The organism is Providencia sp. NPDC089933 (assembly GCF_049545585.1).
Lineage (GTDB): Bacteria > Pseudomonadota > Gammaproteobacteria > Enterobacterales > Enterobacteriaceae > Providencia > Providencia huashanensis.
Window position 1 is genome coordinate 65,033 of the sequence record NZ_JBMWDT010000017.1, and the last position, 21,492, is coordinate 86,524.

Below are 21,492 nucleotides of genomic sequence, written 5' to 3' on the forward strand. Positions count from 1 at the left end.
AAAGTGACCTTTGGGTTTTATGATAAACCGTTATGCATCATTACTGATTTTCTTTTTTGTCATCGCCATCGCAATTATCAACAATAGGATCAAGAAAATGGATAAGGTTAATAATAACGAATAGAAACCATTCCATTGGTATTTTTCAATCACCAGCGATAACGGATAACCTGCAATTGATGCCCCAATATAAGCAAATAAGCTAACAAAGCCTGTTGACGCACCCGCAGCATTTTTATGTGAATTTTCAGCAGCGGCCATCGCAATAAGGAACTGTGGACCAAAAATAAAGAAACCAGTCATAAAAAATAAGAATGAAAATACATATTCGTTATCAACTGGCACAATCCATAAACAGAATGACGTTATGATAATCCCTAGCGCATATATGACATTCATCTGCGCACGATTACCTTTAAAGATTAAGTCAGAACCCCATCCAGCTACGATAGCCCCAAAAAAGCCACCAATTTCAAACATCATAACGACGGCGTTCGCAGACAGTAGATTAAAACCATGATCTTCAATTAAGTAAAGATTAGCCCAGTCGTTGATCCCGGTTCTAATGATATATATTACGGCATAAGACAGCGCTAATACCCACAATACCTTATTTTTAAAAATATACTGATTAAGGATCTGGCCTAGTGGTAACCCCGCCCCTTTGGCTTCATATCTTAATTCTTCAATGTCATTGCGCCATTCACCAACTGTCGGTAGCCCCATCGTACGCGGCCTATCACGTAGCAAAATACACAAACCAATACCAATCACAATAGCAATAACACCAGGGATAATCATTCCGTAGCGCCACCCTAATGCTAATGCAACACCACCAGACAAAATTGGAATTATGGCACCGCCAATATTATGCGAGGTATTCCAAATCGCCCACCATAGACCCCGCTCATTACGTGAGTACCATGTATTGAGGATTTTCGCACAAGGTGGCCATCCCCACCCTTGGAAGAATGCATTTACCATCCATAACACAATAAACATGGATATGGATGATGTTAAACCGAATAGAATATTCACGACCCCAGTGGCAATTAACCCAACCCCCATAAAGTAGCGTGGATTAGAGCGGTCACCGATGATCCCAGACAGAAACTTAGAAGCGCCGTAAGTTAGGTAAAAAGCTGTCCCAACCATTCCGATATCACCCTTTGTGATCCCCAAATCAGTTAGCATTTCAGGCATAACAAAGTTAAAACTTTTGCGTGTGAAATAAAAAACAGCATAACCAATATAACTAACAATCATTAAATGCAGACGCCAGTATTTATATTTTGCGTCGATTTCCGATTTTGACATCGTTACTGGCACATCTGGTTGTTCCTTAAATATTGACATATTGAATCCTACTAAAAGTATTAGCAGGCAAAAATATGACAATACATTGATAGCAACAATAGGTAAATTTACTTAAATGTTACAGTTTTATTACATTTTTATTTCAATTTGTTACCAACATCAAAAAACTTAATCGATTAAGCTTCATTTTTTAATGAGTGAATTGGTTATGCCAATTGTTTTGATGACACAATATTCACACCCTGAATAGGATTGACTGCGCCTTCGAGTAGCGCTGAGGCTATATTAGTTGCAGGGCTAATTTGGCAACTTGCAGGAAGCAAACGAGATAAAAACGAAATAACCCGTATTACCACCACTTCACCAAGGCGTTCTTGGCTTCTGTGACCACTAATGACATTTGGACGCACTATTGTTAAAGAAGAAAACCCCAATGATATTAAACGCTTTTCAAGCTCCCCTTTCACTCGGCTATAGAAAAAAGGGGAATTAGCATTAGCGCCTAATGCCGAAGTCAAAACAAAGGTTGGACAATGCCATTTTTTAGCGAGCTCAGCACAGGCTAACGGGTAATCATAATCAACTCGGCGAAATGCAGCCTTTGAGCCTGCTACTTTCATTGTTGACCCTAAAGTACACACCACCGCATCAACTCCCCAAAGATCTGCCTCATCTGGCAAATGATTAAAATCAACCGTTGGCGCCCATAACTTAGCATGCTCAGGTAAATCACGGCGCGTAGGCGCAATAACCTGCGTGACTCGAGAGTCAGCTAAAGCTAATGATAATACATGGCTACCGACTAGCCCTGTTGCCCCAACAATGAGTAATTTCACTTTATTTCTCCATGAGTCAGCAGTGAACCCTAACTATAGCTTAGCATTGCATCGCGCTTATTGCCTTTGCTAGCTCTCCCATAATGAATAATTTTCTTCCCGACTCAAAGGTTTGTATCCCTTTTGTTGTTTGTTTGTGAAAAACGCTTGATATTGGCAATGATTCTAAAGATAATCATTCTCAATATCATTTCTATTATCAACAAATTTAGTGTGGTAAATAATATGACAGCGCCAGTTGCAGAACACAACGTCGAAACGGCAAAGCAAACCGTTAAAGCTGACGTAATAGAAAGCCAACAACTCTTGGGGCCTAATGGCAAGGTCTCAATTCAACATAATGGCGAACTTTATTTATTAAGACAAACACGTACAGGTAAATTGATTTTAACTAAGTAGTCTGTGCCAAAAATATAAATCGCAAGCCACCTAGGTTATTATCCAGGCAGCCAGCTTAATCTAAGCATAGGAAAGGTTTCTTATGGAGTTTAAACTGACGTCTGTATACCCTATTTTTGCCTCTGGGCACCCTGTATACATAAATAACTATTCGATCCACCAACATGGTTTTACACCATTCTATTTGCGTAAAATGACAGATAACGTTACTCCGTTATCACAACCAAACTACGCCTATCTCAGTGATCTACAGTCATTAACTCCCCTTTTTTCTTATGCTAGCGCACCACTTACACTCAATTTCCCCTGTGTGATACCAAAGTCAGTTCCCCCTGACCCACTCACTTTTATTTAGCCATAAGCTGCTAATTAATAAATATTTAACTCATTCTGTTTAATACAGCGAAAAATAAAATACGTTATGGAGTCTCACAATTATGTCCCATGTTTTACGAGTGTCAGTTATAACCAGTGCGATATTGGGGGTTATAGCCAGTGCACAGGCCCAAACCACTGAAGTCTCATCCAAAAAGAATGCCAACGATGTTATGACCGTCTATGCCACTGGGACTGAGCGCGATAGCTTTGATACACCAATGATGGTGACTGTAATCAAAAATAATTCCCCAGAAACCGAAACTGCAAATAACGTGAATGATATTTTACGTAAAGTGCCTGGAATTGGTGTGACAGGAACCGCTCGCACCAATGGCCAAGATATTTATATGCGTGGTTTTGATCGCAATGGGATTTTGACGCTTGTTGACGGTGTACGACAAGGCACTGATACGGGCCATATTAATGGTACCTTTATTGACCCTGCCTTGATTAAGCAAGTGGAAATCATTCGAGGCCCTTCAGCTTTGCTATATGGTAGTGGTGCCATGGGGGGAGTCATCGCGTGGGAAACTGTTGATGCGAAAGATTTATTACGTGAAGGGCAAAACCACGGCTTCCGTGTATTTACCCAAGGCTCAACTGGAGATCATAGTATTGGCTTTGGTGGTACCGCTTTTGGTCGTAGCGACAACCTTGATGGCGTATTCAGTTTCGTGACCAAAGAGACTGGCGATATTCGCATGAGTAATGGCGATGACATGGATAACAAAGAGACCATTGGCAACCTATTAGCTAAAGGAACATGGCAAATAGACGATACGCAAAAATTATCAGGCCAACTCCGTTACTACAACAACGATGCTCACGAGCCAAAAAACCCTCAAGAGCTCACTAGTACACCTAAAAACTTAAAAGTTAACCGCACGACTCGCCAACGTGATGCACAAGCGACATACCATTTAAAACCGTCTTCACAGAATTGGCTCGACCTAAAAGTGACGCCTTATTATTCAGAGGTCAATATCACAGCCAAAGGGCAAGGCACCCCTTATGAGGGGCGTACGCAAAAAACCTCTGGTATAAAGATTGATAATAAAACTAATTTCTACGACTTACCTGTTGCTTCGCATAACTTAACCTATGGCAGCGAAGCTTATCAGCAAAAACAAACCCCTTACGCGGCAGCCACTCAATTCCCTGATGCTGAGATCACCTTTGCTTCTGGCTTTTTACAAGATGAGATCACCTTAAAAGATTTACCTGTTTCGTTCATTATCGGCACACGTTATGACCATTATAAATCGAAAGCAAAAGGTAATGAAAAAGTCAAAGAAGGTAAATGGTCATCTAAAGGAGCAGTCAGTATTACGCCAACTGACTGGTCAATGCTGTTTGCTTCATATTCTGAAGCATTTCGCGCACCTACCATGATGGAAATGTATAACGATAGTATTCACTTCCCTATGGGACCGAATAAATTTAACAGATGGCGTCCTAACCCAAACTTAAAACCAGAAACAACTCGGACAGCTGAATATGGCTTTGGTTTGCGTTTTGATGACTTAATGATGGCTCGTGACAACCTACAGTTTAAAGCGAGCTACTTTGATACTAAAGCGAAAGACTACATCAATACCGACGTTAATATGGTGGAAAACTACACCACCTCTATCAATGCCAAACGCGCCAAAATTTGGGGTTGGGATGCTTCTCTCGATTATACAAATGATTATGCCAAATGGAGTTTAGCTTACAACCGCACTGAAGGAATTAATGAATTCAATGGTGAGTCAATTACCTCCATCAAGCCAGAATCCGTCACAAGCAACCTGTCAATCCCTGTCGCCAATAGTGGGTTCTCTGTAGGCTGGTTAAGCGAATTTACACGCCACACCAATTTCAATAAAGCCTCAAAAGCCCCTAAACAAGCGGGGTATGCAGTTCATGACTTTTACGTCAGTTACCAAGGTGATGGGCAGCTCAAAGGGTTAGGAACGAGTGTGGTACTAGGCAATGCCTTCGACAAAGAATATTACTCATCGCAAGGCATTCCGCAAGATGGTCGTAATGCCAAGCTACTTGTCAGCTTCCAATGGTAATTCACACAATTTAAGGAGATACACGTGAATTCAACACTTTTCGAGCGTTACCAACAAGCTAAAGCAGATAATAAAGCCAGATACGCTCGTGATCTTGCCGCTTATTTAAATGTTTCTGAAGCACAACTGCTACACAGTCGTGTGGGTCATGATAAAGCTGTGCGCTTAGATATTGATGCACCTACGCTTCTGACCGAATTGGCCAGTGTTGGGAAAGTCAAAGCTATTACTCGCAACGAATACGTGGTTCATGAGCAAGTTGGTCGCTATGACAATGCCACATTTAGCCCGCATGGTGGGTTAATCTTGAACCCTCGCGCACTTGATTTGCGGATGTTTTTTAGTCACTGGGATGCGATTTTTGCCCTGACTGAAGAAAGCAAACAAGGTGAACGCCACAGTATTCAGTTCTTTGACAAACATGGTGATGCTCTACATAAGGTCTATACCACTGAAGAAACGGATATGGCGGCTTGGTATGCGCTGATTGACAAATACACAACCCAAGATAATGCAGAATTAGTTCATCAGCCCATCGTTCCTTTTACCAGTCAACCTATTAGCGAGGAACTAAAGCGCCAGTTAGAACAACAATGGCGCGATATGACGGATGTCCATCAGTTTTTTGTATTGTTAAAGAAAAATAACTTAAGCCGCCAGCAAGTTTTTGCCGCTGTTAGCGATGATTTAGCTTGGAAAGTCCCTAATGATTCCTTCAATCAGCTGATTAATACTGCATTTAAGGATCAGAATGAAATCATGATTTTTGTGGGCAACCGCGGATGTGTGCAAATTTTTACTGGTGAAATAAAAAAAATCATGCCATACCAAAGCGAAGGTTCAGACTTAAAGTGGCTAAACATTTTCAACCCTGATTTCACCTTGCACATGATTGAAAATGGCATTGCCGAATGCTGGGTAACTCGTAAACCCACACAAGATGGCTTTGTAACTAGTCTTGAAGTCTTTGATAACCAAGGAAATCAAATCGCACAAATGTATGGACAGCGTACCGAAGGGACTCCAGAGCAAGAGCAATGGCGCCAACAAGTCACCGCATTACCACGCATTTAAAACTAGGTAACTTATTATGAAACAATGGCTTCTAACAATTGCAACGCTGGTCATATCAATGAGTGCTTACGCAACAGAACGTATCGTCACTTTAGGTGGTGACGTCACTGAAATTGTGTATGCCCTAGGAGCGGAACAACAACTCGTTGCCCGCGATAGCACCAGCCTTCACCCCGAGCAAGCAACCAAACTTCCTGATGTTGGCTACATGCGGATGCTAAATGCGGAGGGCGTGTTATCCATGCGCCCAACACTCGTACTAGCGAGTGAGCTCGCAAAACCTTCGATGGCATTATCACAAATAGAAAAAAGTGGTGTAAAAATCATCAAGGTAACGGGGAAGCCTAATTTAGAAGCCATTCCCAAAAAAATTGAGACTATTGCTAACGCCGTGGGAAAAACGAGCCAAGGCGAGCAACTTATTAATCAATTTAATCAAGCACTAAGCCAGGTCAATACAACGCCTATTGATAAAAAAGTTCTATTTATCATGAGCCATGGCGGAGTCCTGCCCCTTGCAGCAGGGAAGCAGACTGCCGCAGATAGTGTTATCAGCGCCATCGGGGCAAAAAATGCGATGTCTAACTTTGAGAGTTACCGCCCTTTATCTCAAGAAGGGTTACTCTCAAGCCAACCTGATTTAATCGTGTTTACGGAAGAAGGCGTTAAGTCACTAGGGGGAATCGATAAAGTGTGGAAATTACAGGGAATGTCAATGACACCTGCTGGGAAAAACAAAGCTCTGCTCGTTGTTGACGATGTCGGTATGCTCACCTTTAGCTTAGGTACCCCTCAAGTCATGCAACAACTACGTGAGGCATTAGAAAAGTCCCAATGAGCCGTTTTAAAAACCCATTTTTGGTGATTATCGTTTTATTTCTAGTGCTTTGTGGCCTGACCGTTCTCGCATCTAATGCAGGTGCAATGAACTTTTCATTTAAAACGCTGTGGCAAGCTTCTGCCACAGATACCGACTGGCAAATTTGGTTAAACATTCGCCTGCCGCGTATTTTAATTGCAATCCTAGTCGGCCTTGCACTCGCTGTTTCAGGTGCAATTATGCAGGGCCTATTTCGTAATCCGCTTGCGGACCCAAGTTTATTGGGGATTAGTAGTGGTGCTGCTTTATCCGTTGCCGCTTTTATTGTTTTTTCCATTTCATTGCCGACGGTTATGCAGGGCTATGGTCACGTTGCTGCCGCATTCGTGGGTAGCCTGACCGTTTCTTTCATTATTTTTAGTTTGAATCGTTCATCAAATGGCAATCTAGCACGGCTTTTATTAGCCGGAATTGCCATTAATGCATTGTGTATGTCATTTATTGGGGTTCTTAGCTATATCAGTAATGACCAACAACTCAGAACATTTAGCTTATGGATGATGGGAACACTCGGGAATGTTGACTGGCCTTCATTGGCTATTGCCGCTTCCGTTATTTTGCCCATCAGTGTTGTCTGTTTAGCACAAGGGAACAAGCTTAATATCTTACAACTCGGCGATGAAGACGCTCATTATCTTGGCCTAAATGTTGAACGTGCTAAATTTATTTTACTCTTCCTTAGCGCCATGTTGGTCGGCTGTGCTGTTGCGATGAGCGGTGTCATTGGTTTTGTTGGCTTAGTCGTTCCGCATTTGATCCGCATGACACTTGGCCCTGATCACCGCTGGTTAATCCCAGGTTCTGCGATAGTCGGTGCTTCACTACTCTTAATTGCCGATACTATTGCGCGAACAGCTGTTGCCCCTGCAGAAATACCTGTTGGTTTACTCACTGGCCTTATTGGTGGCCCCTATTTCTTATGGTTGATTCTACGGCAACCCGCGGGGAAAATTTAAATGATGCAAATGAAACCAACATTGTTAGAAGCCAAAAATCTATCTTACAAAATCCACGACAAAACCTTGATCCAAGATATCAGTTTATCGATAGGACAAGGGGAAATGGTCGTTATTATTGGGCCTAATGGTGCAGGTAAATCCAGTTTATTGAAGTTACTCACCGGCTACAATACTCCAACTCAAGGTGCTTGCTTTTTAGAAGGCAAGGCACTATCCGATTGGGATCACAACCACTTAGCACGTAAACGCGCTGTCATGAAACAGCATAGTCACCTGCAATTTGCATTTACGGTTGAAGATGTAGTTGCTATGGGGAGAACACCTTATGGCTCTGAAAACAAGCACCTTGCCATTGATGAGGCGTTATCACAAACGCACTGCCAACCATTGCGTCAACGGGATTACCGGCAGCTTTCAGGGGGGGAACAACAGCGAGTCCAATTAGCGCGCGTGTTAGCCCAATTATGGCAGCCAACCCCACAACCGGCTTGTTTATTTCTTGATGAGCCAACCTCTGCTCTCGATTTATACCACCAACAGCATAGCCTACGGTTATTACACCAACTCACTCGTGAACAGCCACTAGCAGTTTGCTGCGTATTGCATGACCTTAACCTTACAGCATTATATGCGGATAAAGTCTTATTAATCCATGATGGTCAACTTGTGGCGAAAGGTTCTCCTACTGATGTATTAACCACCGAAAACCTAACGCGTTGGTATCAAGCAGATTTAGGCGTCACTCTACACCCTGAAAATAACACACCATATATTTATTTACGCCATTGATTTATTTATAATATTAATTACCCCATAAGCACTTTAACTCATAACTTGCTAAAGTGCTTTTATTTACCCTTTAATCTAATTATCTGTCACTATTTAAAATAGCCCTACTCTTATAAGTTGTTGCCGTGATGATTTATTTCCTGCATAGCCTATTGATTTACCATTATTAAATATACAACGTGGTTATTATTCTAAAAATGAGTAGAATCAAAACAATACGTTAATAATAAGCCTAAATTAAAAAATAAATATCAAGTAATTTCACTTAGAATGCATGTCTGATTTAGTAAAGCTGACAAGGAAGCACATGGAAAATAATATCATAACAACATTAATAGAATTAACACACCGAGGAAATGATGATGTAAAAATAGCGGCCATATCTGCATTGGGGGATTATCGAGCCACAGTTGAGCAGCAGACGGCTGTCACTCGGCTACTTGAATTATGCAAAGACCCAAATAAAGATGTTGCGGTATCTGCAATAAAAGCATTAAGTAAACTTTCTGACCACTTTTAATCTATGGGTAATACTATTTTTTCGAGTCATGCTATTGTATATAGCACTCACCTTCTAGCTTATTGTCATAAACTTTAACAGGCTTTCTTATTCCCTGAAAAATCACCATTGAACCTGATACCGACGAAGATAAACCCCTATGACTTATTAGGTAATTTGGTGATTAAACACTCTCATAAAATAGCACACAGCAGCCGAGTTTTTTTAATATTATTTATAATTTTATTTTGCTAATATCAACGTTCCTGTACTTTAATAATTAGGAAATTAATAATATTAATATATTTTTCCCATCTATTTTTAATAATAGTATTTTTTAGGATAAATTATGGATCATAGAGTGTTAGAAACATTTCTTCGTTTAACTAAACGAAAAAATGATGACGTCAAAATAGCCGCCATTTCAGCTTTAGGTAACTGTAAACTACCTATTGAGCAAAATAATACAATTAACCGATTACTTGAACTCTGTCATGACCCAAATAGAGATGTTGCAATAAGTGCAATCAATGCTGTGAGCAAATTATTAAACCAACACTTTGAATAGAATAATACTCTGAAATTTGTTATCTAAATATTTCTAATTTTTATAATAAAAAAGTGAAACTCATTATCGAGCCCCACTTTTTGTGTTTTAGCTATTTTATTTCAAATGTAATGCATGGAACGCAATGTGCTCACCAATAAAACTACTAATAAAATAGTAACTGTGGTCATAACCATCGCGTAAATTTAATGTATATGCATGCTGTTTTTTATCGCAAATATCAGCAAACAATTCAGGCTTTAACTGTTCTTTATAAAAAGGGTCCGCCGTACCCACATCGACTAATATTGGGGGAATAGAGTCCGCGTTTTCAAGCAAATTTACCGTATCGTATTGAGACCAACGCTCCCGTTCATCCCCTAAATATGCCGTAAATGCTTTTTGCCCCCATGGAACTTGAGATGGAGCCACAATAGGTGCAAACGCAGATAAACTACAATAACGGCCCGTATTACGTAAGCCAATCATCAGTGCCCCATGCCCACCCATGGAATGACCAAAAATGGAGCGCTTATCTGAAGCGGGTAAATGAGCTTCGACCAAAGTGGGTAATTCCGACACAATATAATCATACATTTGGTAATGGCTATTCCATGGAGCTTGCAGAGCATTAATGTAAAAACCCGCTCCTTGACCCAAGTCATAAGCCTCATCATCCGCCACTTTAGCCCCTCTAGGGCTTGTGTCAGGAGCTACCAAAATAACACCATGCTGAGCAGCAAACTGCTGCGCACCCGCCTTAGTAATAAAATTTTGCTCATCGCAGGTTAACCCTGACAACCAATAAATCACTGGGCAAGGCTGAATTTTTGCCTGAGGCGGTAAATAGGCAGCAAATTTCATTTCACAGCCAAGCACCGTAGATTGATGTTGATAAACATCTTGCCACCCCCCAAAAGAGGCATGGCGTTCAATTCTCTCCATGACTCCCTCCCTTAGTCGTAGTGAATAACTGTACGAATTGATTTACCTTCATGCATTAAATCAAATGCTTCATTAATGCTATCTAATGGTAAGGTATGTGTCACAAACGGCGCGAGTTCGATATCCCCTTTCATTGCATCTTCAACCATTTTTGGTAGTTGACTACGCCCTTTCACACCACCAAATGCAGTGCCTCGCCATGAACGACCTGTAACCAATTGGAATGGGCGAGTCGATATTTCCTGCCCTGCACCAGCAACACCAATAATAATTGATTGCCCCCAACCACGGTGGGCACTTTCCAATGCTGCTCGCATCACATTGACATTACCGATACATTCAAAAGTATGGTCAACCCCCCACTCCGTCATTTCAATTAATACCTGCTGGATGGGTTTATCATAATCTTTAGGGTTTAAACATTCCGTTGCACCAAACTGACGTGCTAATTCAAATTTTGCGGGGTTAGTATCAATCGCAATAATGCGCCCAGCTTTTGCTTGTCTTGCCCCTTGAATGACAGCAAGGCCAATACCACCTAGACCAAATACAGCAACAGAATCACCTTCTTGTACTTTCGCCGTATTGTGAACTGCGCCAATGCCAGTTGTTACACCGCAACCTAGTAAGCAAACCTCTTCATGATTGGCTTGCGGATTAATTTTCGCTAAAGAAACTTCTGCAACCACAGTATATTCACTGAAGGTTGAGCACCCCATATAATGGTAAATAGGTTGCCCGTTATAGGAAAAACGCGTTGTACCGTCAGGCATTACGCCTTTACCTTGTGTTGCCCGTACAGACACACACAAATTGGTTTTACCTGATTCACAGAAAACACACTTCCCACACTCCGCAGTATAAAGAGGAATAACATGGTCACCTACCTCAACACTTGTTACCCCTTCACCAACTTCCACAACAACCCCAGCACCTTCATGCCCTAAGACAACGGGGAAAAGCCCTTCTGGGTCATCGCCTGACAAGGTGAAAGCATCCGTATGACAAACACCCGTGTGGCTAATCTTAATTAACACTTCCCCAGCTTGAGGAGGCATTACATCAATCTCTACAATTTTCAGTGGTTCGCCTGGACCAAATGCGACGGCTGCACGTGATTTCATCATTATTCCTTATTTATTTATCGCAAGTATGTTCGAATCAATGAAATAGCATCATCCACTGAATCTTTTTGCAATTGTGTTGTTGCTGACTCTTGAAGCCCTTCGCGTAAGTGACTTTCTAATACCCCAGCCATCAAACCATTAACTGCACCGCGAATTGCCGCTATTTGCTGTAAAATCGCGGCGCATTCAGCTTCATTTTCCAAAGCCGACTCTAGAGCTAATAACTGCCCCTTTATTTTCCTGACTCTCGTCAGTACCGCTTTTTTTTCTTTTGGTGAATGTGGCATATTCAAGCCCTTCATTATACATAGGGGGAGTATAGTATCTAAGAGATTATCTGTACAGGGCTTATCTATTTGTTAAAATAAAAACTCAAAATTTCCCTTAGGAAGAAAATAAGTTATCTATTTGGTTTATAGTTTATAATTAACTTATATGCAGAGAAAGAAAGGTATAAAAGGGTTAAATACAAGGCTGAAAAGTAATTTTCCTCGCCCACTTAGGCGTAAAAAATTTTCGATAAAAAAATGCAAAGTAAATATTCCAAAGATGGGTTATCTACTTTGCAAATTAATAACCGCTATTTAGATTAGTTGTTCAAGGCTTTTAATCGGTTAATTTCTTCGCGAAGAATATCTATTTCTCGCTCTAATTTCTCAGTATCATCAAAGTGATACTGATTATTCAACCTCGTAGGGCCTGTCGCCCCCGAATAATGGTCATAACAATTATTTTGTACCTTAGTAATCGCACGTTCTAACCCAGCAACTCTATTTCTATTCCCATGCATTTTGGCATATTTTAATTGCTTTTCTAATTGGTAAATTTTATTTTCACAACCATAGTATTTATATCCTGCCGAAGAAGATAATGGGATAAATAATATTGATAAAAATATTAACAATACTTTTTTCATTCAAGACTCCTACATACAAAAATTTTAATCGCTAAAATATAATCATTTTTGTACATTATTCAATATAGGCAAACTCCTAATTTAACTTAATTCAGTATGATATTACAAATAAGATACTAAAACACCATAATGATGATAAAGATTATTTATCATAAATACTGAATGAAGCTAAAAACATTCTTTCTGATGCTTTATTACAGACAGACATACTTTTCTTTGTTACTTTATGTTCAACGGACTATTCTACAAGGATGTAGCTAAAAATTTGTTCCTTAACCTTATCAATTTTCTCTGGTTAAGCATTATCCACCCAATCAAATCGATTAGTTTAATTCAACTATTATCGTTATATAGTCGTTTCCTGCCCTGATTAAACTGGCTTCTTAAACTTCTCATCAATTAAGCACTATTGGCTAATAGCCAGCGAATTTAATAAAAAACAGGATATAACGAATACTTTTTCTTGATTAAGAATAGGTCGAAACCATCACTGCTTTTCATTTTTATTTTGCGGCTATTTACGGAGTAACGCTATAGTATAGATTCTAAAGAAAATTACCCCCACAGAGAGTAGTAATGCACCCTTCTGAATTCGAATTAATATTTGCAAATGCTGACGAGCAACGTTTTCATAACGCATTAAAACAGGCGAGCCAAGCGTACCTGCACGCAAAACAAGATCATGTGTATGCAGGGAAAGCTGACCTAATAGCTATAGTGACCTTGTTTGCTATTGCTCTATTGAGTTACCTGCCAACACTGTTTACCTCATCCACTTTGGTTTACGTATCCGCTTACTTTATATTCGTTCTACTTATTATGTTATTAAATGTAATAGGCCAACATGACGCTTGCCACAATACCCTGTTTAAAACACGCTGGAAAAATCGTGTATTTGGGCGCTTCGTAACCTTACCTCTAGGGCTAGAGCCTGAATTTTGGCGTACACGGCACGTTCATTATCACCATCATTACGCCAATATTGAACACTATGATCTAGATACTGAAGAAAATGGGGTTTTTCGCCAAACGCCATTCCAGAAATGGCGTCCCTTTATGAAATATCAACATATTTATTGGCCTTTTGTTGCTTCACTCTCATTGACATGGATTGCATTAGTATTTGATTGGTCAGATAGAACTGGGAAAACACGCTTAAAAACTCAAAAAGTTTTAGAGGGTAAGTTAGGATGGAGCCTCTTTCTTGCTAGCAAATTAGGCCATTTAATCTTAATGATAGGGTTGCCGTTATTCTTTGCTCATAGCCATGGGATCAGTTATACCACAATATTTATTACTTATTTATTAAGCCAAATGGTCGCCTCTATTTTTGTCATTTACTTGCTCCTCGGTACTCATTGGGCAGAAGCACAATTTTTTACCGCTCCTGATGACAAACAAATAAAACATGGTTGGTACCATCATAATTTTGTGACGGCTTGTGATTGGGTCCCTTCACCTCATTATTTGTGGCGCTTAACCGGTGGGTTAAATTACCACCTCACTCACCACCTTTTCCCTAATTGGCACCACCGTCATTACCCTGCTCTCGCCAAGATTTTGGCAACGCTCGCACAACAACATAACATGCCGTATCGTTGCATTAATTACAAACAGCTTGTTGCTGCGCAGTTACGTTTCTTACGACAAATGGGGGAGCCTCCCTTATCATAATTCCCTAAACAATGTTGTCTTATTCCCCCCTTACTTTCGCAATGCCAGGCATATCCTAAATAAATTAATTTAGGATATGTCACCATTAAAATAATTACTTAAGAGTAACACGTTAGACTTTTGCTATTTTATTACTAAAAAAACATTGTTAATAACAATCAATTAAAACAATTGATTTAATTATTGATATAAAAATAAGCAACCCATTATCCTTCATTACAACCAACACCTTTTATTTATCATTTATTTAGCATTAATTTATTAAGAAATTATTAAGTCGGACATTACGTTTATTGATGATTTATTTAAGTTATAAAAAATATAATCGAAGAAAAATTATATTTAAAACTACACACTACAATTTTTAGAATGGTTAAAACTCGCATGAAAAAAGCAGAGTATTTTATAAAACAATTACGCACATTTGTTGTCAGTGATAAAACGTATCTGGCTAATAAATTTACTAAAAATCTTAATTATCGTCCTGATTTTAAAGCCCCGAAAAGCTTTAATGAGAAGGTAAATTTTAGGATGCTACGTGACAAAAACCCACTTTACACTCAGTTTGCAAATAAACTAGCCGTACGTGATTATGTTTCCCGTACAATAGGTAATGAATATTTAGTCCCTATTTTAGCGACCTATAAAAATGCCAATGAAATCATTATTGATGACCTACCGGAATGTTTTGTTTTAAAATGTAGTCATGATAGCGGCAGTAGCGTTATATGTAATAATAAAGCTGAATTTAATTGGCCTAAAGCAAAGGATAAATTGGCATTTCATTTAACCAAAAACCTTTATTACATTACTCGTGAACGTCATTATAAAAATATTCCAGCACGCATTATCTGCGAGGAATATATTGATTTATTTGCCAATAAAAACAAAAAACTCGTGCCTGAAACATGCCGTGTTCACTGTTTCTCTGGTAAACCTGTTTATGCTGAAATTGATTATACTGATGAGCTTGGTAATGAATTTATTAACATCTATGATGTTAATTGGCAGTTGCAGCCCGTTACCTTTGGCTACCCGAATATGTTGGACCCTGTTCCTGAACCACCATTGTTTAAAGAAATGTTACGTCTAGCGGAAATCCTAGTCACTCCTTTTGACTACTGTCGAGCCGACTTTTTAATGTCAGATGAAAATACACTTTATTTTAGTGAGTTGACCTTTGCACCAAATGCAGGCAGAACAGAAATATCGCCTCTTTCATGGGACTTTAAACTGGGGGAATTGTGGGAGCAGCGGATCACACCAGCAAAAAATGATGTTCCTGTAGGGGCTAAACTCGCCACCCCTGCCGCTAACAAGAAAAAATAATACTAAATAAAACAAAAGGCTCTGTGCTAAGTAACAGAGCCTTTTTGTTGTTGGCAAACTGAGTAAATTTAATTCGCCAAAACACTCGCTTTACGGCGTAAGCTAGCAATTAACATATAAATTGCCGTTACCAACAATACAAGGAAGAAGAAATCCACTAGCCCATTCTGCTGGTTTAAAAAAGTCCCAGCCGCTATCGGCCCCATTGCTGAGCCAATACTATAACTAAATAGCATAACCTGAGTTGCTGCAACAATATAGGACGAATCAAGGTTGTCACAAGCTAAGGTAATTGCAACAGGATATAGCGCAAATGTTGACATCCCTAATAATGCTAGAGCCACAATCATGACTAAATAATCGCTAGAGATATAAATCACCCCCATCGCGAAAACACCTAACAAAGAAACCATCGCCAATAATAATGTTTTACTCATCATAACAGATAACTTGCTGACGACTGGCTGAATTAACATCCCACCTAAAATAATTGAAGCCATCAAAACACCCACTTGGTCAGTGGTAAATTGATCTTTTTTCAATGATAGTGGCATTAACCCATAGATAGTGCCCATCGTCATACCCGAAACCATGCAACCAATAATTGCGGGTTTACTTAAACGAGATATTTTCTTTAATGATAATTTTTGGTGTGAGCCACTTTCAGGCTGGCCTCCACGCACAAATAATGGCGGCATAACAGCTAATAATAATAACCCTAAAACCACCATAAAAGGGTATGCACCATGCGTACCAATAACGCCAATCGCCAATTGACCTAGTGTTGTCCCGCCATATAATGAAGTCATATAAAAACTTAGGCGTTTTGCTCGTTCTTTAGGGTTATCACCAATCAATAACCAAGATTCAACAACGACAAAAATACCGGCGACAGCAACCCCTGCGATTAAGCGGTTCGGCAGCCAAGCTTCAATGGTAGGAACCCAAGGTAGTACAATCACCGTTGCCGCTAACATTAACAGAAAACCAATAAATGCTAAGCGATGGCCTATTTTTGCAATAACAGGTTCAATCAGCATTGAACCAATTAATAAGCCAATATAATAAGCGCTGGCTAACCACCCGGCATATTGTGTGTCAATGCCAAAACTCCCCATCGACAGAGGAATTAAGCTCATTAAATAACCCGATGCAATAGCAAAAATCGTTAACCCTGCAACAGGAACGAATGCATTGTCGCGTTTGCGCATGATAGTAGTGGACTGATTCACGCCCCACTCTCCAACTAACAAAGTAAATAATATGCGCTGCAACTACATCGTAGAATACGACAACGTTGTGTTCTTAAAAAAGGAACACAATTCGGCGATTAGTGCAGTAGTAAAATAACAAAGGTAAGACTAATTTGAGCGCAATATAGATCGTTCAATCGCTAAGTTAAAATGAGAAAATCTAATGGTGACTAGCAAAATAATTTATGTGAGAAAAATCACGTTTTTTACGAGGGATAACTTAGATAAAACACTGGTACAAAAAACAAATTATCACATTAAAAACAATAAGTTAAACAAAAACAAGCTTAAATAGTTTCTGTTACTTTTTGATACAACTTAAGTAATATTCCAAGTAGCGAAAAGTGCTATCCCACAAAATAATTCATTTATTAATTTATTCATTACAATATTGACTATATAAAACCAATCACCCCCAACTATTTTATATTCAATAACCCCATCACTTTTTCTTTTTATATAAGCGTAGGCATTAGATGATTCGTTTCCAAAATAGCCAACACTTAACTTATAGCTCATAAAATAATTACAGAGTGTTTAATCAATGCCAATGATAACTGACCGACTTAAGTTGAAAGACGACGCCAAAGTGTTGTTCTACTAATCCCTAAATACTGAGCTACGGCTTTGCGGTCCCCATTAAACCGAGCCATCACTTGCTCTAATGACTCATCAAGTTTATTTTCCGTTACTATTTCAGTGCCGTCATCGATATGCCTTTCTGGTGACAAACTCATTAACATCGTTTTTGTAATTGCTTTTTCTGGATAAGCGCTGCAATACAATGCCACACGCTCCATTAAATTTCTCAATTCACGTACGTTACCAGGCCACGCATAATTGACAAAAAAATCACGGCTATCCAACAATTGCTGGACCCGAAATGAAGGTAATGGCAGCATCAAACCTGCAAATGCTAGCTTTAATAACCTTTCAGCTAGCACCAAAATATCGTCTCCGCGCTCATTGAGAGCAGGCACTCGCATTCTTAGCACCCCAAGTCGGTAAAAAAGATCAGCTCGAAAACGCCCTTCTTTTACCCAGCTATCTAAATCACAATGTGTCGCACAAATAACTCTCACATCCACCTGTAGAGGTTTATACCCCCCCACCCGTACCACAGAACGCTCTTCCAGAACCCTAAGTAACCGAGTTTGTAATGCAATTGGCATCTCACCTACTTCATCTAAAAACAGCGTTCCACCATTCGCGATCTCAAATAACCCAGCACGACCACCGCGTCGAGACCCTGTAAATGCCCCTTCTTCATAACCGAAGAGTTCAGCCTCTAGCAATGTTTCCGGAATTGCGCCACAGTTTACAGCCACAAATGGCATATGTTTTTTACTGCGCTTATGTTGATTAAATAAGGTAAACTCATGATGGATTGCTTGTGCAACCATTTCCTTCCCTGTTCCACTGTCCCCTTGAATAAGTACAGTCGCATCTGAACGGGCATACAGCATAATCGTTTGCCGCACATGTTCCATGGGGGATGAAGAGCCAATCAAGTCATTGATAGTATAGCGAACTTTTGTAGGGTTAACGGGCAAATACTTATCTTGGGAACGACTATTTTGCTGTGATAATCTGCTCAGTTCAATCGCATCAGAAAATGCTTGTCGTATCGTTTGCGTCGAGTAAACAAAAATCCCTGTCATGCCCATTTCATCGGCAAGGTCCATAATCAAACCCGCACCAACCACGACTGATATTCCCATCGCTTTTAGAGCTTTAAGCTGCGATCTCGCATCTTCCGCTGTCACATAACTTCGTTGCTCAATATGCAAACCGAAGCGGGATTGAAACTCATCCAATGAAGGAATGATATTTTTATAATTGATAATTCCTACTTTATCGCTTATTTCTCTGGCCTTTGCTAATGATTGCATCACATCAAAGCCGCTGATTTTGACAATAATAACCGGAACTGAAACATGACTTTTCAAATAAGCCCCATTCGAACCTGCGCTAATAATGGCATCACAATGCCCTTCTTTTAAACGCTCACGTACGGCTTCTGCCGCCTGCTCAAAGCCAAGGTTTAATGGGGTAATGTCAGCTTGTTCGCTAAACTCAGGGCTAATATCCCGAAAAAGCGTGAATAATCTCGATACTGAGACGGTCCAAATAATCGGTTTATCCATAAAAACGATACCTTTCTCATGTTTCATTTTATGTTTCATTTAACAATATAATGTTTCAATGAAACAAAATAGCCTATTATTTAAAATCTGCTCTTAATGTCACAATTTAAATAAATTCTTAATCAATTGATTTCTAATAATTTTATAAAAAATATTTTTTATTTTTCAAACTGGCATACCAATTGCTATATGACTACCACTACAATAAATTTATTACATATCATTAACAATTAATGAGGCTACTATGTCATCGATTTCTGCTGGACAAAAATTTCGTGATGCAGTCACGCAAGAATCTCCATTGCAATTAGTGGGAACAATTAATGCCAACCACGCCTTACTCGCTAAACAAGCAGGTTATAAAGCTATCTATTTATCTGGTGGAGGGGTCGCTGCTGGGTCATTAGGCATGCCTGATTTAGGTATTTCAACATTAGATGATGTACTGATTGATATTCGTCGCATCACAGATGTGTGTGATTTACCGCTACTGGTTGATGCAGATATTGGATTTGGCCCTTCCGCTTTTAATGTGGCTCGTACAGTAAAATCGTTCTGTAAAGCAGGAGCCGCAGGCTTGCACATTGAAGATCAAGTTGGTGCAAAGCGCTGTGGTCATCGCCCTAATAAAGAAATTGTCTCGACACAAGAAATGGTTGACCGTATTAAAGCGGCAGTTGATGCACGTACAGATGATAGCTTTGTGATTATGGCACGAACAGACGCCTTAGCTGTTGAAGGAATAGATGCCGCGCTTGAGCGAGCACACGCCTATATAGAAGCCGGTGCTGATATGCTATTTCCAGAAGCCATTACTGAACTATCCATGTACCAGCGCTTTACGAGTAATACATCCGCCCCAGTGTTGGCTAATTTAACTGAATTTGGCCAAACCCCGCTGTTTACCCTTGATGAGCTGCGCAGTGTCGGCATCGCAATTGCGCTTTACCCGCTTTCTGCATTTCGCGCGATGAATAAAGCAGCAGAACAGGTTTATTCCACACTACGTAAAGAAGGCACCCAAAAAAGTGTTATTCCTCTTATGCAAACACGGGAAGAACTTTATCAAAGCATTCATTACTACGATTATGAACAAAAACTTGATGCTTTGTTTGCTCAGAAAAAACCTTAATTCGTTAGGCCATCATATTTAACACAAGTTGCACCTCCTCTATCCCCTACAAGGAATAAATGATGAATGAACAACTTAATCGCCCTGAAGCATCTCAATTTAAACCTAAAAAATCTGTTGCGCTTTCCGGTATCGCGGCTGGAAATACCGCTCTTTGTACTGTAGGCCGTAATGGCAATGACCTACATTACCGTGGATTTGATATTCATGACTTAGCAACTCAGTGTGAATTTGAAGAGGTCGCTTATTTGCTGATCCACGATAGGCTTCCTACCGCAACCGAACTAGTCGCTTATAAAGAAAAACTAAAATCTTTTCGTGGGTTACCTGCCGATGTAAAAAAAACGCTAGAGTCCATTCCAGCTAATGCACACCCAATGGATGTCATGCGTACAGGGGTTTCAATGATGGGCTGTGTCCTTCCAGAAAAAGAATCCCATTCCTTTTCTGCTGCTAGAGATATCGCTGACCGCTTACTGGCGTCTTTAGGCTCAATGTTACTGTATTGGTATCATTTTAGTCATCATGGACGCCGCATAGAGACCCAAACCGATGATGACTCTATTGGCGCACATTTTTTACATTTATTACACGGTAAAAAGCCCCCTGCACAGTGGGAAAAATACATGCATATTGCTTCTATTTTATACGCAGAGCATGAATTCAATGCATCCACTTTTGCAGCCAGAGTTATTGCAGGTACAGGGACAGACTTTTATTCCGCAATGACCGGTGCTATTGCTGCACTTCGAGGTCCTAAACACGGTGGAGCAAATGAAGTTTCATTAGAAATTCAGCAACGTTATGCATCGATGGATGAAGCTGAACAAGACATTATGTCTCGTGTAAAAAATAACGAGGTGATTATTGGTTTCGGTCATCCCGTTTATACCCTCGCCGACCCACGCCATCCCATTATTAAATCGGTGGCTTTACAGTTATCTGAACAAAACTTAAATCGTCATTTATACACGGTTGCTGACCGCATTGAATCCGTGATGAAACGCGAAAAAAATATGTTTCCTAATTTAGATTGGTTTTCCGCAGTGGTGTATCACTTGATGGGCATCCCAACCGCCATGTTTACCCCATTGTTTGTCATGGCACGTACTGCGGGCTGGTCTGCTCATATTCTTGAACAACGACAAGACAATAAAATTATTCGCCCTTCAGCCAACTACATTGGCCCTGAAAATCAACTATTTACTCCGATAGAACAGCGCTAATAAAG

The 21,492-nt window shown here is 39.9% G+C and carries 21 protein-coding genes; 13 read left to right on the plus strand and 8 right to left on the minus strand.

The annotated features are described in order from the left end of the window. Positions 1 to 30 precede the first annotated feature (30 nt). Positions 31 to 1,356, minus strand: coding sequence for an MFS transporter family glucose-6-phosphate receptor UhpC (gene uhpC, locus ACPEH5_RS19590; RefSeq protein WP_131680640.1), 1,326 nt, complete (start codon positions 1,354 to 1,356; stop codon positions 31 to 33). A gap of 167 nt (positions 1,357 to 1,523) precedes the next feature. Beyond that, positions 1,524 to 2,153 carry an NAD(P)H-binding protein gene (locus ACPEH5_RS19595; RefSeq protein ID WP_129466199.1) on the minus strand — a complete coding sequence of 210 codons (630 nt, stop codon included), beginning with the start codon at positions 2,151 to 2,153 and terminating at the stop codon, positions 1,524 to 1,526. 225 nt (positions 2,154 to 2,378) lie between these two features. Between ACPEH5_RS19595 and hemP the strand changes: the two genes are divergently transcribed. The 9 genes from hemP to ACPEH5_RS19640 all read left to right on the plus strand — a co-directional run bounded on the left by hemP (position 2,379) and on the right by ACPEH5_RS19640 (position 9,759). Further along, positions 2,379 to 2,552, plus strand: a complete 174-nt coding sequence (gene hemP, locus ACPEH5_RS19600) for a hemin uptake protein HemP (protein WP_094301214.1) — start codon at positions 2,379 to 2,381, stop codon at positions 2,550 to 2,552. 82 nt (positions 2,553 to 2,634) lie between these two features. Next, entirely contained in the window at positions 2,635 to 2,907 is a 273-nt protein-coding gene (locus ACPEH5_RS19605; RefSeq protein WP_129466200.1) for a hypothetical protein, read from the plus strand. Positions 2,908 to 2,989: 82 nt separating this feature from the next. Beyond that, positions 2,990 to 4,990 (plus strand): TonB-dependent hemoglobin/transferrin/lactoferrin family receptor, encoded by a 2,001-nt coding sequence (locus tag ACPEH5_RS19610; RefSeq protein WP_131680642.1) that lies wholly within the window; start codon positions 2,990 to 2,992, stop codon positions 4,988 to 4,990. Positions 4,991 to 5,014: 24 nt separating this feature from the next. After that, positions 5,015 to 6,064 carry a hemin-degrading factor gene (locus tag ACPEH5_RS19615; RefSeq protein WP_131680643.1) on the plus strand — a complete coding sequence of 350 codons (1,050 nt, stop codon included), beginning with the start codon at positions 5,015 to 5,017 and terminating at the stop codon, positions 6,062 to 6,064. Positions 6,065 to 6,080: 16 nt separating this feature from the next. Beyond that, positions 6,081 to 6,902 (plus strand): heme/hemin ABC transporter substrate-binding protein, encoded by an 822-nt coding sequence (locus tag ACPEH5_RS19620; protein ID WP_042845005.1) that lies wholly within the window; start codon positions 6,081 to 6,083, stop codon positions 6,900 to 6,902. Then, entirely contained in the window at positions 6,899 to 7,900 is a 1,002-nt protein-coding gene (locus ACPEH5_RS19625) for a FecCD family ABC transporter permease (protein WP_042845007.1), read from the plus strand. Before ACPEH5_RS19620 ends, ACPEH5_RS19625 begins: the two co-directional genes overlap by 4 nt. After that, on the plus strand, positions 7,901 to 8,692 hold the full coding sequence (locus ACPEH5_RS19630) for a heme ABC transporter ATP-binding protein (RefSeq protein WP_206074968.1): 792 nt from the start codon (positions 7,901 to 7,903) through the stop codon (positions 8,690 to 8,692). It begins immediately after the preceding gene. Between the two features lie 307 nt (positions 8,693 to 8,999). Continuing rightward, on the plus strand, positions 9,000 to 9,212 hold the full coding sequence (locus ACPEH5_RS19635) for a HEAT repeat domain-containing protein (protein ID WP_131680645.1): 213 nt from the start codon (positions 9,000 to 9,002) through the stop codon (positions 9,210 to 9,212). Between the two features lie 328 nt (positions 9,213 to 9,540). Continuing rightward, complete coding sequence (locus ACPEH5_RS19640; RefSeq protein ID WP_042845009.1) at positions 9,541 to 9,759, plus strand: HEAT repeat domain-containing protein; 219 nt, start codon at positions 9,541 to 9,543, stop codon at positions 9,757 to 9,759. 96 nt (positions 9,760 to 9,855) lie between these two features. Here the strand turns inward: ACPEH5_RS19640 and fghA are convergent, their stop codons facing one another. From fghA to ACPEH5_RS19660, 4 genes are all read right to left on the minus strand, one after another. Continuing rightward, a complete protein-coding gene (gene fghA / locus ACPEH5_RS19645) occupies positions 9,856 to 10,683 on the minus strand; it encodes an S-formylglutathione hydrolase (protein ID WP_042845010.1) in 828 nt (275 codons plus the stop codon). 11 nt (positions 10,684 to 10,694) lie between these two features. After that, positions 10,695 to 11,807: an S-(hydroxymethyl)glutathione dehydrogenase/class III alcohol dehydrogenase gene (locus tag ACPEH5_RS19650; RefSeq protein WP_042845011.1), complete on the minus strand. Its 1,113-nt coding sequence runs from the start codon at positions 11,805 to 11,807 to the stop codon at positions 10,695 to 10,697. A 17-nt stretch (positions 11,808 to 11,824) separates the two neighbouring features. Next, positions 11,825 to 12,097: a formaldehyde-responsive transcriptional repressor FrmR gene (gene frmR, locus ACPEH5_RS19655; protein WP_042845012.1), complete on the minus strand. Its 273-nt coding sequence runs from the start codon at positions 12,095 to 12,097 to the stop codon at positions 11,825 to 11,827. Positions 12,098 to 12,399: 302 nt separating this feature from the next. After that, positions 12,400 to 12,726, minus strand: a complete 327-nt coding sequence (locus ACPEH5_RS19660) for a DUF1090 family protein (protein WP_042845013.1) — start codon at positions 12,724 to 12,726, stop codon at positions 12,400 to 12,402. Between the two features lie 576 nt (positions 12,727 to 13,302). Here ACPEH5_RS19660 and ACPEH5_RS19665 point away from each other — a divergent pair. After that, positions 13,303 to 14,400, plus strand: coding sequence for a fatty acid desaturase family protein (locus ACPEH5_RS19665; RefSeq protein ID WP_131680647.1), 1,098 nt, complete (start codon positions 13,303 to 13,305; stop codon positions 14,398 to 14,400). Positions 14,401 to 14,784: 384 nt separating this feature from the next. After that, positions 14,785 to 15,729, plus strand: a complete 945-nt coding sequence (locus ACPEH5_RS19670) for an ATP-grasp fold amidoligase family protein (protein ID WP_129466203.1) — start codon at positions 14,785 to 14,787, stop codon at positions 15,727 to 15,729. Positions 15,730 to 15,797: 68 nt separating this feature from the next. Here ACPEH5_RS19670 and ACPEH5_RS19675 read toward each other — a convergent pair whose 3' ends face one another. Both ACPEH5_RS19675 and prpR read right to left on the minus strand, forming a co-directional pair. Further along, a complete protein-coding gene (locus ACPEH5_RS19675) occupies positions 15,798 to 16,940 on the minus strand; it encodes an MFS transporter (RefSeq protein ID WP_042845016.1) in 1,143 nt (380 codons plus the stop codon). Positions 16,941 to 17,548: 608 nt separating this feature from the next. Beyond that, positions 17,549 to 19,129, minus strand: a complete 1,581-nt coding sequence (gene prpR / locus ACPEH5_RS19680) for a propionate catabolism operon regulatory protein PrpR (protein WP_240133595.1) — start codon at positions 19,127 to 19,129, stop codon at positions 17,549 to 17,551. Positions 19,130 to 19,373: 244 nt separating this feature from the next. Between prpR and prpB the strand changes: the two genes are divergently transcribed. Both prpB and prpC read left to right on the plus strand, forming a co-directional pair. Next, complete coding sequence (gene prpB, locus ACPEH5_RS19685) at positions 19,374 to 20,261, plus strand: methylisocitrate lyase (RefSeq protein WP_042845017.1); 888 nt, start codon at positions 19,374 to 19,376, stop codon at positions 20,259 to 20,261. A 62-nt stretch (positions 20,262 to 20,323) separates the two neighbouring features. Beyond that, positions 20,324 to 21,487: a bifunctional 2-methylcitrate synthase/citrate synthase gene (gene prpC / locus ACPEH5_RS19690; protein ID WP_042845018.1), complete on the plus strand. Its 1,164-nt coding sequence runs from the start codon at positions 20,324 to 20,326 to the stop codon at positions 21,485 to 21,487. The last annotated feature ends 5 nt before the right edge of the window (positions 21,488 to 21,492 follow it).